The following is a 12987-nucleotide window of genomic DNA, read 5'->3' on the forward strand; positions in this document are numbered from 1 at the left end:
ATAACCACTCTGCCATCGCGCCACGACCGTTTCGGCCGGTTGCCCCTGAACCACTGGAGCCTCCGGATCAGACATCTGCCTGACCGTCGAATTCTAGGAGCGGGAAACGAGTCTCGAACTCGCGACCTCAACCTTGGCAAGGTTGCGCTCTACCAACTGAGCTATTCCCGCTCGGGAAAGACCGCCATTATAGGCAAGGATTTTTCGGTGTCAACTTTTTTAAAACGCGTTTTTGCAATGCGTCATTTGGTCTGCCGCGTAAGCCCGCAACTACTTGCCGGCCTCGTCCTGCAGCAGGGGAATCGCCCGATGCAGGTAATAGCCCATCGACCACAGCGTGAGCGCAGCCGCCACGTAGATCAGGATGTTGCCAGCGATGCGCATATCGATCCCATATAGCGGCGCATTGAACAGCAGCAGCGGAATCGCGACCATCTGCGCCGTGGTCTTGAGCTTGCCGACGTAGGCCACCGCCACGCTGGCGGACTTGCCCACCCGCGCCATCCACTCGCGCAGCGCCGAGATCGTGATCTCGCGCCCGATGATGACCACCGCGATCAGCGCATCGACGCGGGCAAGCTGGACGAGCAGGATCAGCGCCGCTGCGACCATGAGCTTGTCGGCGACCGGATCGAGGAAGGCGCCGAAGGCCGATGTCTGCCCGAGCGCACGCGCGAGATAGCCGTCGAACCAGTCGGTGACCGCGGCCGCGACGAAAATCAGCGTGGCGACCAGATTCTTGGTGGCGACCGGCATGAGGGCGTCGGGCAGGTAGAAGATCCCGACGAAGATCGGGATCATGACGATGCGCGCCCAGGTGAGCGCGTTCGGGATATTGAGCGGCATGCCTTGGCGCATCTCGCATGAATTCGGGAAGCGCGAGTATATAACAGTGCCTGTCGATACCGCCCTGCACAGACGGTGCACACAGCCCCGGGGGCTGTCTGTAACATCCTGACTGGCCCTCGATCCACACTGCATTTCCCCGCTCGAACTTTTCCGCTCCGCTTTCGCAATGCACGACCTCCTGCAATCGGGCGCATGGCGCGCCCTCTCCGCCCGGCGCGACGCCCTTCTGACGACGACCCTGCGCGATCACTTCGGCACCGACCCGCAGCGCGCGCAGCGCATGCAGGCGAGCGCCTGTGGGCTGACGCTGGACTACTCGAAGAACCTGCTGTGCGCGCAGAGCCTCACCTTGCTGCTGCAACTGGCGGAGGAAGCCGGGCTGCGGACCGCCATCGCCGCGATGTTTGCCGGCGAGCACATCAACACCACCGAGGACCGCGCGGTCCTGCATGTGGCGCTGCGCTGCCCGTTGGGCACGCAGTGGCTGGTCGAGGGCGTGGATGTCGGCGCCGAAGTGCACGCGGTGCGCAGGCGCATGGCGGCCTTCGCCACCCAGGTGCGCGAAGGCGCATGGCATGGCTGGCGCGGCGATGCGATCACCGACGTGGTGAACATCGGCATCGGCGGTTCGGACCTGGGCCCCGCCATGGTCTGCGAGGCCCTGCGCGACCAGGCGCATCCGGGCCTGCGGATGCACTTCGTATCGAACGTCGATGGTGTGCAGATCGGTGACGTCCTGCGCCACTGCCGACCCGAGACCACGCTCTTCATCGTCGCCTCGAAAACCTTCACCACCCAGGAAACCCTGGCCAATGCCAGAGCCGCACGCGCGTGGCTGACTGCACGTGCGGGCGATGACAGCGCGGTCGCGCGCCATTTCGTTGCGGTATCGACCAACACCGCCGCCGTGCAGGCTTTCGGCATCGACCCGGCCAACATGTTCGGGTTCTGGGACTGGGTGGGCGGACGCTTCTCGCTGTGGAGCGCGATCGGCCTGCCGATCATGATCGCCATCGGCCCGCAACGCTTCGACGATCTGCTCGCCGGCGCACACGCGATGGACGAACACTTCCGCGCCACGCCCTTCGCCGCCAACCTGCCGGTGCTGATGGCGCTGATCGGGATCTGGAACGTCGATTTTCTCGACGCACCCAGCCAGTTGATCGCGCCCTACCACCAGCGCCTTCATCGCCTGCCTGCGTATCTGCAGCAGCTCGACATGGAATCGAACGGCAAGTCCGTCCGCCACGACGGCAGCACGGTGCCCTGCCGTACCAGCCCGATCCTGTGGGGCGAGCAAGGCATCAACGGCCAGCACGCGTACTTCCAGCTCGTACACCAGGGCACGCAGCCGGTGCCGGTGGATTTCATCGCCGTGCTCGACGCCGGCCACGAGGACGAGCGCCTGCACCGCATCGCCTTCGCCAACCTCGTCGCCCAGGCCGAGGCGCTGATGCGCGGCCGCACAGCCGATGAGGCCGAAGCCGAGATGCGCGCCGCCGGCCTGCCCGAAGCGCGCATCCGCGCCCTGCTGCCGCACCGCGTGTTCCCCGGCAACCGGCCGAGCAACACCGTCCTGCTCGAACGCCTCGACCCATTCACGCTCGGGGCCCTGGTGGCGACCTACGAGCACCGCACGTTTGTGCAGGGCGTGATCTGGGGCGTAAACAGTTTCGACCAATGGGGCGTCGAGCTCGGCAAACAGCTCGCCGCACGCGTGCTCGACGAGCTCGACCCGCACGCGGCAACGACCGCGGATGCTGCCCACGACCGCAGCACCCAGGGCCTGATCGAGCGCTACCGTGCGCATGTGCGGGCGCCTCACCGAGGCGACACTTCATTGGCGTGATTTGCACGCTTGCTGTCCGGTGCCGCAATAGGCGCTGAAAGGTGACTGGCCTAAGATGTCTTTCACCATTCACTGATATAGAGAACCGAACATGCGAGCCTTTCAGGACACTTACCCCGAGAACGTCGCGCATTGCTACGGCTGCGGCCGTCTCAATGAACACGGCCACCAGATCAAGACGTACTGGGATGGCGACGAGACCGTGACGCGTTTTCAGCCGCAGCCGGAGCACACGGCAATTCCAGGCTTCGTCTACGGCGGGCTGATCGCCTCGCTGATCGATTGCCACAGTACCGGCACTGCCGCCGCAGCGGCCTATCGCGCCGAGCAGCGCGAGATGGACAGCGAACCACCGTTGCGCTTCGTGACCGGCTCGCTCCACGTTGACTTCCTAAAGCCGACCCCGCTCGGCCCCGTCCTGGAACTGCGCGGTCGCGTCAAGGAACTCAAGGGCCGTAAGGTCATGGTCGAATCCGAAGTCTGGGTCGACGGAGCGCTGACCGCACGCGGCGAAGTGGTCGCGGTACAGATGCCGGACACCTTCAAGGCGTGATGGCCGTGCCATGAGCATGGCGCCGGGCCCGATCACGATCATCGCTGATCGGGCCCGGCGAGCGGGAAAACCAGGTGAGCCCGCGACACGCTGCCAGCCCTGCCGATAAATCTGCCAGCACGCTGCCAATGACAGTTCTTCGCAGCGCCATGCCACCGTGAAACCCGGGTGGGCAGGCAGATCATCCGTTCTGGATGCGCTGGCACGATTCCTGTATGCACTCGGCCTGCCAGGCGTGACCCGCAGCCCGCACCCACGCCGGCCCTTCGTCCGTAACGTGGAGCACCTCATGCAGAACAGACTGCTTGCCGAAAAGTATCCTATCCATGTTCTCGAACTCGGCAAGAACGAGACCGAGCACGCGCACCTCGACGAGCTGCTGAAGGCGGTTGAGGCCAGTGCCGAGGCCGATCCGACCGTGCGCCTGATCGCGGTCTTCGACCACCTGAGCCACACGCAGCTCATCGGCGGAGAAGTCCGCCCGGACATCCTGGCGGCCAAGAACCTGATCTTCTGCTTCGGCGTCAAGCTGCTCGACCCGACCATGATGGCGGTGCGTCCGCGCTCGATCGGCTTTGCCGAGCTGCCCGATCGCTACGTGGTGAGCTTTCTGGAGGCGCCGATGCCCGAGGCCAATCGCAAGATGATCGAATGGGTCACGAGCCTGCGCAAAACCACCTGACCCACGCCGGCAACCGCTGTCGAGGCCTGCCATGCATTTCCGCCCCCTGCACAGCCCTGATTCGAGCCAGATCGGCTACCTCCTCGCCGACATGGACGAGCAGGAAGCGGTCGTCGTTGACCCGCCGCCGCGGCAGACTGAACTCATCCTCGCCCTGCTCACCGAGCGTAGCCTGCGCCTGTGCCACGTATTGCGAACGCACATCCATCGGATGGATGCGGCCGACTGCAGTCCGCTGTGCGATCGCACCAGCGCCCGGCTCGTGGTTGGCGAAGCGGCCGTGATGCCGGCGCAGTGTCAGGTAGATACGCTGCGTGCGAAGCACGGCACGCGTCTGGTGTTTGGCAACGAAGTGGTGAGGGTGTTGAGCACACCGGGCCACACGCCGGGCTGCCTCAGCTACCTTTGGCGCGATCGCCTCTTATGTGGCGATGCCTTCGACGTCGACAGTTGCGGCGCGGGCGAAAGTGAAGCCGACCCGGGCATGCTGTTCGACACCCTGACCCGGCGACTGTTCACGCTGCCTGAGCAGACCCTCGTGTTTCCGGCACACCCGATCAAGGGGCGCCATGTCGCCACGCTCGGCGAGTTGCGCGCGCACTACGCACCACGCCTGCAGCAGAGCCGCGACGGGTTCATCACCGACATGATCCAGCGCCGCGAACGCGCGCCGGCAGGCCGCAACCCCGCGACCGTTCCGCCGCGCTGAACCGACCTCGTCCGCAGCGGCAGCGGCGCACTGCAAGCGCCCCCGCTGCGATCGCTCAGCGCGTCCGTCCGTCAGGGCTTGAGCGCAGCCCAACCGGGGTGATCGTATTCACGACCATAAAAGTTGAGCGTTTCGACCGCGCGCAACAGCCCCATGCGCTTGCCGGGGATACGCGGCGCCGTGCGCATCAGGCCAGCACCATCGGCGATGTCGCCCAGCATCCACTGCAGGTGACGCCCGGCGCGGCTATGAAAGTCGCGCCCGGCAACAATGCTCGCGAGCTGACGATCGATCTCGTCGGCCAGGGTGACGTAGTCCGCCTCGGCCATGGGCTGGGCGGCGTCGCCCTGCAGGCGCACGCCGATCGTATCGCGCAGTGTCGTCATCGCCGAGCGCAGCGCCTCGTCGGTCGGGCGCGGCATTTCGTCGCCAGGCGACTGCAGTTTGAGCGCCGGGCGTGCGTCATCGGCAGCAAGAGCGGAGGCGGGGCCAGTGACGAGGGCAGCAAACGCAATCGTCGCTGCAACAAGAGTGGAACGCATGCAGGGTCTCCGGGCAGGAAATAACACTGCCCGCATGCTATCCCCGGACGCCACGACCCGCATTGAAGTGGATCAAGCGCCGCCCTGTTCCGGCACGCCATCAAGCTGTCCTGCCGACACCGTCACCGTCAGGCGCTGCCCGTTCGCATCGGCGTACAGCGTCAGCACACCGGGCTCCAGATCGGCGACATGAACGATCCCGGCCCACTCGCCATCGGCCGGCAGCAGCGCGGCGAGCTGGTTCGGCCAGCGCAGGATGGCCGCCTCGTCCACTTCATTGCCGGCGAGCTTCGGGAACAGCGCGAAATACAGCAGGTCGGCCTCGATCAACTCATTGAGGAAATGCGTGCCGAGCGACACGTCGGGCACCAGGTTGTCGTGCATGGCGACGATCTCGCACAGCGCGGCGACGTGGTTGATCTCCGAAAACACCACCGGAATACCGAGGAAGGGATCGCGCGAGCCCCAGCGCCCGGGGCCGAGCATCAGTACGCAATGCGCGCCCGACCGCGCATTGAGCCGGCCGATCACCCGCGTCACTGCCAGGCGCTGCGCCTGGTTGAGCGCACCGAAGGCGGACGGGCGCACGTAGATCACGCGGTCGGGGCGGATCACCCGCCCCGGGCCGATGACCGCGCCGCGCGCCGTGAGCAGCCGCTGCGCGTCGGCCGGCGGCTCGACCTCGGCCACGCCTTCCACGCTGCGCACCTGCATCGGCCGGCACTGCAGCAGGTTGATGCGGTAGCTGGCATCGGACACGAAATTGAGCGCGAACTCGATCTCCACCGGGTGTGCGTAGGCCGCATGCAGCGTGGCGAGCACGGTGCGCAGGTCGCCGACGACGTCGGTGCGCGCGATCAGGCCGTCGAAGGTCAGGAAGGGCGGGCGATCGTCCGCCTCGCGCGTGGTGAACAGCTCGACGGGGAAGTCCGCCTGGCCGTTGACCAGTTCGGTGAAGGGGCCGGCCACCACCTCGTTGCGCTGCAGGTCGAGCGTGTCCATCCGGCGCTGGGCGTGGCGGGCGATTGCGCCGAAATTGGTCTCGGGGCGCAGCTCGGGCGCGTTGAGCGCCACCAGGCGGGTGTAGTCGTCGTCGGCGCGATCGACCGCGCGCGTACCCAGACCGGCCACCAGGCGCACCACCCCCGCCTTCATGTCGATACGTGGATTCCACGGGTAGGGATTGACCGACAGGCCGACGCCTGCTGCATGCGGGTGGAAGTAGCGCCCGCCTGCGGTCCCGGACACGCGCATGATCAGGAGCGCCATCTGCTCGTGCTCGTCGAGCAGGCCGCGGCGCTGGCGGTAACGCAGCGCCGGCTCGGACAAGGTGCTTGCATAGACCTGACGCACGGCAGCGAGCAGATCGGCGAGGCGTTGCTCACGCGAGCCCTGGTTCACGCAGAACACGCTGTCGTACTGGCCGGCGAAGGCGTTGCCATAGCGGTCTTCCAGGCGCGAACTGGAACGCACGATGAAGGGCCACTCGCCGAAGTAATCGAGCATGGCCTCGAACTGGCGCAGCGTTGCCGCGGGGAAGCGCCCGCTGAGGATGCGGGCGCGGGCGCCGTCCTCGCCATCCAGCCCCTGCAGGAAACCGTCCGCCTCACGCTGGCGCCGGCGCACCCACCACAAGCCGTTGTGCACGAAGAAGGTATCGAACACCTCGGTGCCGACATAGAACGAGTCGTGCGCTTCCAGGCGCGAGAGCAGCGTCGGCGCGTCGCGCCGCAGCACCGCGCGAGCAAGCAGCATGCCGGCCGCCTTGCCGCCGATGGTGCCGATGCCGATCATGCGCGCACGCACTGCGAGAAGATCGTCGAGCGTCAGGTAACGCGCGATCAGGCGCTGCAGGCCGGACTCCTCGGGGAACAGCAGGCGGGCAAAACGGGCGAACCATTGGGCCTCGGCCGCGGTGTCGGGTGCACCCGCGCTGCGCAGCGCCGACACCGTGCGCGCGGCGTCGAAGAGCTGCTGCCAGTGGCTGCGGATGTGCTCGTCCTCCAGCCCCGGCCAGCCCGACCCTGCGAGGATCTCGGCCACCGTGCCGCTGTCGGCCACCGGACGGAAGCGGTCGCCCGCCTCCCAGGCGTGGATCAGGTTCATGACCGCAGCCGAGCGGTGCTGCACCTTGATCGGCCGGATGTAGAGGCGGTCGCGGCAGCGGAAGACGTCGAGCAGGTACTGCGTGGTGTCGGTGATCACATCCATGCCGGCACGCGCATGGCGATTACGCAGCACGCCGAAGTAGGTCACCGTGTCGAGGTCGAAGAGCCGCGGGCAGGTCAGGCGGAAGAAGTTGCCGAGCATGCGGTCGGACTGCCACGCGTCTGCCAGGTCCGACAGGCAGTCGAAGATGTAAAGCGTCTCCGGCCCGGCCGCCTCGATCACCGAATGCACCTGGTCGACGAAGGCGTCGAAGCCGTCTTCGGGCCGCGGGGTGTGGATCTCTGCGCCATCCCCGTCTGCAATCAGCGCCGGATGTGCGGCGAAGCGAAAATAGATCAGCCGGCGCTGCTGCTTGCGCGCCGCCGCCGCATAAGGCAGCACCAGCGCGCGATAGTCCTCGAGTGACTGGATCTGCCAGACGATGTTGTCGCCCGGCGCCACCCCGCTCAGCACCGCGTCGAGGCCGGGCAGGCCAGTGGTGGGAGCGAAGCGGCGGGGCTCGGGCGCGTGGGGAGTGTTCATGCTGTTACCCTAGCGCGCTGCTGCAGACTTGAACAGCTTGTTCGCGACGCTCCGGACACCACCGACGCCGGGGAACTTTATCGCCGTCCCGCGCCCCTTAGACTCCGTCCGGCATCACTGCAGCAAGATGCGGCACGCGGCTTGCTTCCTGCTTGCCTTAGCGCCGCCGCCTACCCTTGTGCGGGGCAGCAAATTCCGTACGACCAATTCAAACATGGATTCAACGATGTCCCGATCGAAGTTCGCCACCCGTCTCACGCTTGTTGTGCTGTCTGCCCTCACCCTTGCCGCCTGCTCGAGCGAGGTGCCCGACACCCACCCAGACCAACCCGTCACCAAACGCCAGCAAGCCTTCAAGGCGATGCTGCGCAGCTTCGAACCGATGGGCACGATGCTCAAGGACAAGCGCTACGACGCGGACGCCTTCGCCCGCCTGGCCGACGAATTCGCCCGCCTGCGCGACGCGCCATGGCAGCACTTCGGCGCCGACACCAACTATCCGCCGACCAAGGCCAAGCCGGCGGTGTGGGAAAAACCGGCCGAATTCGAACAACGCCGCCAGGAGTTCGCCGCTGCCACCGATCGCCTGCTCGCCGCCGCCGCGGCCCGCAACGAAGCCGAAGCGCGCACCACCTATGCGGCCGCGCAGGATAGCTGCAAGGCCTGCCACAACGACTTCCGCAAGTAAGCGGGCGGGCGCCGCCGCTTACGCCCGCGCTGCGGCGAAGCGCGCCCCCTGCCAACTGCCCCTGCGCGCCAGCTCGGCCGTGAGCCGCGGTGCCAGCGCCGAGAGCCGCATGTTCCACTGCGGCGCGAGCTTCAAGCTCGGCGGCACCTCGCTGCCGAGGCGCTGCAGCAGGATCTGCGGCGACAGGCGCTCGACGAAATCCGCCAGCAGTTCGATGTAGGCCTCTTCCTCGAGCAAGGGCACGCTGGCGGGATCGCGCTGCCAGTCGCGGGCCATCGCCGTGCCGCGCACGAGCTGGAGCTGGTGCAGCTTGAGCGCTCTGACCGGCAACGCGGAGAGCTGCGCCGCGCCCTCGAGCATGGAGGTTCGCGACTCGCCCGGCAGACCGAGGATCAGATGGGCGGTCACCGCCAGTCCGCACTGTGCCGCGCGGTGGATCGCATCCGCACTGCAGGCGAAGTCGTGCCCACGGTTCACCCGCTGCAGCGCAGCGTCGTCGCAGGACTCGACACCGACTTCCAGCTCGATGATGTGCGTGCGTGCGAGTCCGGCGAGGTGGTCGAGCACCGCGTCGGGCAGGCAGTCCGGCCGGGTGCCGATGGCGAGCCCGCTGATCCGGGGGTGCGACAGCGGACAGGTGAAGCCGGCCGCGACCAAGACCTTCTGCACCCGTCCGCCGTAGCGCCGCCTGACCTCGTCATTCCAGGCGTTGTAGCGGCGGGCGCCAAAGCGCGTAAGCGCCGGGGGCGCCACTAATGGCGGGATCTTGGAAAGACTGTCGGGGCACGCGTGCATGAGGGGCGGAGCGCAAGGTAACGGGCCCGGAGTGTGCCCGACCCCGAGGCTGCCGCCTTGACGAGACGCAAGCGGCAAATGCGTAGCCGGCTGGAGACTGTCGGTGCAGCGCGCTGCGATCAGGCGGAGACGCAGATCAGGCTGCGCTTCCCTGGTCGTCCTCGCCGATCACCACGACACCGGCGGAAAGCCACTTGTAGGGCGGGATTTCGAGGTTGGTGGGCGCAGGCTGGCTCAGATAGACGCGGCCGGCGAGGTCGAAGATCGAGCCATGGCACGGGCACAGGAAACCGCCAGGCCAATCGACCGTCATGCCCTGGCTGGTACCGGGCGCGAACTTTTCCGACGGCGAGCAGCCGAGGTGGGTGCAGATGCCGATGACGACCAGGAACTCGGGATTGATCGAGCGATGGCGGTTCGCCGCGTAGTCGGGCTGCTGGGGCTCTCCTGAAACGGGGTCGGCGAGCCGCTGCTCGTTGGTTTCGAGCGAGGCCAGCATTTCGGCGGTACGCCGCAGTATCCAGACCGGCTTGCCGCGCCACTCCACGGTCATCATCTCGCCGGGCGCGAGCTTGGAGACATCGGCCTCGACCGGCGCGCCGGCTGCGCGGGCGCGCTCGGACGGGGTGAGGCTGGCAACAAACGGGATGGCAGTGGCAGCGGCAGCGACTGCGCCCGCGCCGCTCGTCGCGATCAGGAGCTTGCGACGCTGGCGGGCGAGGTCGGAACGTGTATCGGACATGATCTTGCACTCTCCGGGGGAAACGTTCTTCGAATCGGCGGGGGAAACCGGAAAAAAGGCGAAGCGGGCTGGAGAGTTTCATCGCGCCAGCGCTGCAGGGGGCAAGACCGTTGAGGGGGGACGATCATGCAGCAATCACGACTCAGCCCAGCTTCGCACGAGAGCATATAAGCAACAGCCATGCCAGTCCGCGAAAAGCCCCGATTCACGGGCTTTGAGGCGCCAAACGAGATTGCCTTGGCTGCCAATCACTGCCTACGGCAGCCCTTCACTGCCAAACCGGCAGTCATGACCGTGCTTCGTTACCGGACGCCGCCGCCTGCACATCCTCCTCGACGGCATCGCCCTGCCCGTCGAGCAGTCCCAGATCGCGCAACCGGCGGTAGAGCGTGCGCTCGCTGATACCCAGTCGCCGCGCAAGCTCTCGGCGACTGCCGCGGTGGGTGCGGACCGCGCGCAGCATCGCCTGGCGCTGCACTTCCTCGAGGTCGAGCGGATCGAGCAGCCCGATCGCCGGGCGCGGGCGACTCGCCGGACTGCCGAAGTCGTCGATCTCGGCGAGTTCCGGATGCAGGACTTCCTCGGGAAGATGTTCGGGGCCGATGAGATCGCCGTCACACATCAGGCTGGCGCGCTCGAGCACGTTGCGCAGCTCGCGCACATTGCCCGGGAACGGATAGGCGCACAGTACGCGCAGCGCCGCCGGCGAGAGCGCAAGCCGGCGCTTGGGCGCGACCCGCTCGAGCAGGGAGTCGATCAGCAGCGGCAGATCACCCTCACGCTCGCGCAGCGGCGGCACCGCGATCGGGAAGGTATTGATGCGGAAGAAGAGATCCTGCCGGAAAGTGCCCTCGGCGATCATGCGTTTGAGCGGGCGGTGGGTCGCGGACACGAGGCGGATGTCGGCGCGGCGCAGTTCGGTCGAACCCACCCGCCGATAGGTGCCGGTCTCGAGCAGGCGCAGCAGCTTGACCTGCATGCCGAGCGGGATGTCGCCGACTTCGTCGAGAAACAGCGTGCCACCGCTGGCCGCCTCGATCAGGCCCGGCTTGCGGGCAGTAGCGCCGGTGAAGGCGCCGCGTTCGTGGCCGAAGACTTCGCTCTCGAACAGGGTCTCGGGCAAGCCGGAGCAATCCACCACCACGAAAGGCCCCTCGGCTCGCCGGCTGGCCTCATGCACCGCCGTGGCGAGCAGCTCCTTGCCGGTACCGGAATCGCCCTGCAGCAAGACACTGGCGTCCGAGGGCGCGACACGGGCGATCATCTCCAGCATGCGCTGGAAGGCTGGCGAGCGCCCGATCAGCCCACGGTGATCGGACACACCCCGCGCCACCTGCATCGGCTCCATCTTCTCGACGAACCATGCGATGTCGCCACTCGCATCCCGCACCGGCGACAGCTCGATGTTCACGTACTCCTCGCCACGCGGTGTGTGATGCAGATGCAGCACGCGCTCGCGCTGGCCGGACTGCAGACTGCGCGCCAGCGGGCAGGACTCGCCGGCACGGTCGCAGGGCACGCTGTAGTGGTGGCTTACGTCATAGCAAGTGCGACCGACCACGCTGCGACCATCGGGCCACGAAGCGCGATAGGCCGCGTTGGCAGCGATGATGCGGTAGTCGCGATCGCAGAGGATGTGCGGCTCGGGAAGGGTCTCGAGGAATGAGGCCAGCTCGGGGAGTGGGCGTGTATCGGGCGGCATTTTGTGTCACTCATGGCGGCAGGCATGCCGGAAGTCTGCCGCGCTGACAGATTGCGCGTCAATGCGCAGGACTCGCCAGGGGCCGCTCACGCAGCCGTTCCGAGCGGCTCCGGGCCTGCACGTTGCCTGCAAGCCCGTTCGGGCTTTTGCACACCATTCAGAACACTACCCAAGAAGCGGCACCCGCCAATACTGACACCTCCGCTGTCACTTCTGACAGTTCAGACTGCCTCTGGGAAAATCGACTCCAGCGCCACGGCAGGACAAGCCTTTTGATTTGAATCAAGTTTCTGGCTGCGCGCGATGTTGGCACGATACTTGTTATGAGGACTCCAGACACACCGGAGCCCGCTCATGAACCCGTCGGAACAGATCCTGCTGCGTCATCTCACCCTTGTCGTCGTGATCAAGCTCGTGCTGATCACGGCGCTGTGGTGGGCCTTCATCCGCGACGCGAAAGTTCCTGTCGACCCCGGCGCCATGGCCGCCCAGGTTGTCACCCCCGCAAGCGCAAAACAACACACGACATCTGGAGAAACCCATGGTCAGTGAGCAACTCGTCGATCTGTCGCGGCTGCAGTTTGCCGCCACGGCGATGTACCACTTCCTGTTCGTGCCGCTCACCATCGGCATGGTGTGGATGCTGGTCATCATGGAAAGCGTCTATGTCATGACCGGCAACACGATCTACAAAGACATGACCCGCTTCTGGGGCAAGCTCTTCGGCATCAACTTCGCGCTGGGCGTCACCACCGGCATCACGCTCGAGTTCCAGTTCGGCACCAACTGGGCCTACTACTCGCATTACGTGGGCGACATCTTCGGCGCGCCGCTGGCGATCGAGGGCCTGATGGCCTTCTTCCTCGAGTCAACCTTCATCGGCCTGTTCTTCTTCGGCTGGGACCGCCTGTCGCGCCAGCAGCACCTGCTGGTGACCATCCTGATGGCGGTGGGTACCAACCTGTCGGCGCTGTGGATCCTGATCGCCAACGGCTGGATGCAGAACCCGGTAGGCTCGGAGTTCAGCTACGAGACAATGCGCATGGAGCTCACCGACTTCTGGGCGGTGGTGTTCAACCCGGTGGCGCAGGGCAAGTTCGTGCATACGGTGTCGGCGGGCTACGTGACCGGCGCGATGTTCGTGCTGTCGATCTCGGCCTGGTACCTGCTGCGCGGGCGCGACGT

General features: G+C 66.5%; 13 protein-coding genes and 1 tRNA gene. 7 read left to right on the forward strand and 7 right to left on the reverse strand.

Annotation, left to right across the window (positions count from 1 at the left end; genetic code table 11):
- Nucleotides 1–98: 98 nt before the first annotated feature.
- Nucleotides 99–171: transfer RNA gene (locus tag RBT54_RS17165), tRNA-Gly, on the reverse strand.
- Between the two features lie 99 nt (nucleotides 172–270).
- Nucleotides 271–846, reverse strand: coding sequence for a CDP-diacylglycerol--glycerol-3-phosphate 3-phosphatidyltransferase (pgsA, locus tag RBT54_RS17170; RefSeq protein ID WP_320368238.1), 576 nt, complete (start codon nucleotides 844–846; stop codon nucleotides 271–273).
- A gap of 169 nt (nucleotides 847–1015) precedes the next feature.
- Between pgsA and pgi the strand changes: the two genes are divergently transcribed.
- The 4 genes from pgi to RBT54_RS17190 all read left to right on the forward strand — a co-directional run bounded on the left by pgi (nucleotide 1016) and on the right by RBT54_RS17190 (nucleotide 4642).
- Nucleotides 1016–2698 carry a glucose-6-phosphate isomerase gene (pgi, locus tag RBT54_RS17175; protein ID WP_320368239.1) on the forward strand — a complete coding sequence of 561 codons (1683 nt, stop codon included), beginning with the start codon at nucleotides 1016–1018 and terminating at the stop codon, nucleotides 2696–2698.
- Nucleotides 2699–2789: 91 nt separating this feature from the next.
- Nucleotides 2790–3251: a PaaI family thioesterase gene (locus RBT54_RS17180; RefSeq protein WP_320368240.1), complete on the forward strand. Its 462-nt coding sequence runs from the start codon at nucleotides 2790–2792 to the stop codon at nucleotides 3249–3251.
- Between the two features lie 289 nt (nucleotides 3252–3540).
- The gene (locus tag RBT54_RS17185) at nucleotides 3541–3933 is read left to right on the forward strand and encodes a DUF6858 family protein (RefSeq protein WP_320368241.1); all 393 of its coding nucleotides are present in this window, start codon (nucleotides 3541–3543) and stop codon (nucleotides 3931–3933) included.
- Between the two features lie 31 nt (nucleotides 3934–3964).
- Nucleotides 3965–4642: an MBL fold metallo-hydrolase gene (locus tag RBT54_RS17190; protein ID WP_320368242.1), complete on the forward strand. Its 678-nt coding sequence runs from the start codon at nucleotides 3965–3967 to the stop codon at nucleotides 4640–4642.
- Nucleotides 4643–4713: 71 nt separating this feature from the next.
- On the opposite strand, the gene RBT54_RS17195 is transcribed toward RBT54_RS17190, so the two are convergent.
- Both RBT54_RS17195 and RBT54_RS17200 read right to left on the reverse strand, forming a co-directional pair.
- Nucleotides 4714–5184 (reverse strand): hypothetical protein, encoded by a 471-nt coding sequence (locus tag RBT54_RS17195; RefSeq protein WP_320368243.1) that lies wholly within the window; start codon nucleotides 5182–5184, stop codon nucleotides 4714–4716.
- 72 nt (nucleotides 5185–5256) lie between these two features.
- Nucleotides 5257–7875 carry a PEP/pyruvate-binding domain-containing protein gene (locus tag RBT54_RS17200; RefSeq protein ID WP_320368244.1) on the reverse strand — a complete coding sequence of 873 codons (2619 nt, stop codon included), beginning with the start codon at nucleotides 7873–7875 and terminating at the stop codon, nucleotides 5257–5259.
- A 226-nt stretch (nucleotides 7876–8101) separates the two neighbouring features.
- Here RBT54_RS17200 and RBT54_RS17205 point away from each other — a divergent pair, with 226 nt between their 5' ends.
- Complete coding sequence (locus RBT54_RS17205; RefSeq protein WP_320368245.1) at nucleotides 8102–8563, forward strand: cytochrome c; 462 nt, start codon at nucleotides 8102–8104, stop codon at nucleotides 8561–8563.
- Between the two features lie 18 nt (nucleotides 8564–8581).
- Here RBT54_RS17205 and RBT54_RS17210 read toward each other — a convergent pair whose 3' ends face one another.
- The 3 genes from RBT54_RS17210 to RBT54_RS17220 all read right to left on the reverse strand — a co-directional run bounded on the left by RBT54_RS17210 (nucleotide 8582) and on the right by RBT54_RS17220 (nucleotide 11802).
- Entirely contained in the window at nucleotides 8582–9358 is a 777-nt protein-coding gene (locus RBT54_RS17210) for a TIGR01212 family radical SAM protein (RefSeq protein ID WP_320368246.1), read from the reverse strand.
- A gap of 136 nt (nucleotides 9359–9494) precedes the next feature.
- Nucleotides 9495–10100, reverse strand: a complete 606-nt coding sequence (gene petA / locus RBT54_RS17215; RefSeq protein ID WP_320368247.1) for a ubiquinol-cytochrome c reductase iron-sulfur subunit — start codon at nucleotides 10098–10100, stop codon at nucleotides 9495–9497.
- A gap of 286 nt (nucleotides 10101–10386) precedes the next feature.
- A complete protein-coding gene (locus RBT54_RS17220; protein ID WP_320368248.1) occupies nucleotides 10387–11802 on the reverse strand; it encodes a sigma-54-dependent Fis family transcriptional regulator in 1416 nt (471 codons plus the stop codon).
- Between the two features lie 354 nt (nucleotides 11803–12156).
- Between RBT54_RS17220 and cydP the strand changes: the two genes are divergently transcribed.
- On the forward strand, nucleotides 12157–12354 hold the full coding sequence (gene cydP, locus RBT54_RS17225) for a cytochrome oxidase putative small subunit CydP (RefSeq protein ID WP_320368249.1): 198 nt from the start codon (nucleotides 12157–12159) through the stop codon (nucleotides 12352–12354).
- Nucleotides 12344–12987, forward strand: a 644-nt coding sequence (locus tag RBT54_RS17230; RefSeq protein WP_320368250.1) for a cytochrome ubiquinol oxidase subunit I, incomplete at its 3' end; no start/stop codon positions are given. The genes cydP and RBT54_RS17230, both read left to right, overlap by 11 nt.

This window comes from Thauera sp., assembly GCF_034003485.1.
GTDB lineage: Bacteria > Pseudomonadota > Gammaproteobacteria > Burkholderiales > Rhodocyclaceae > Thauera.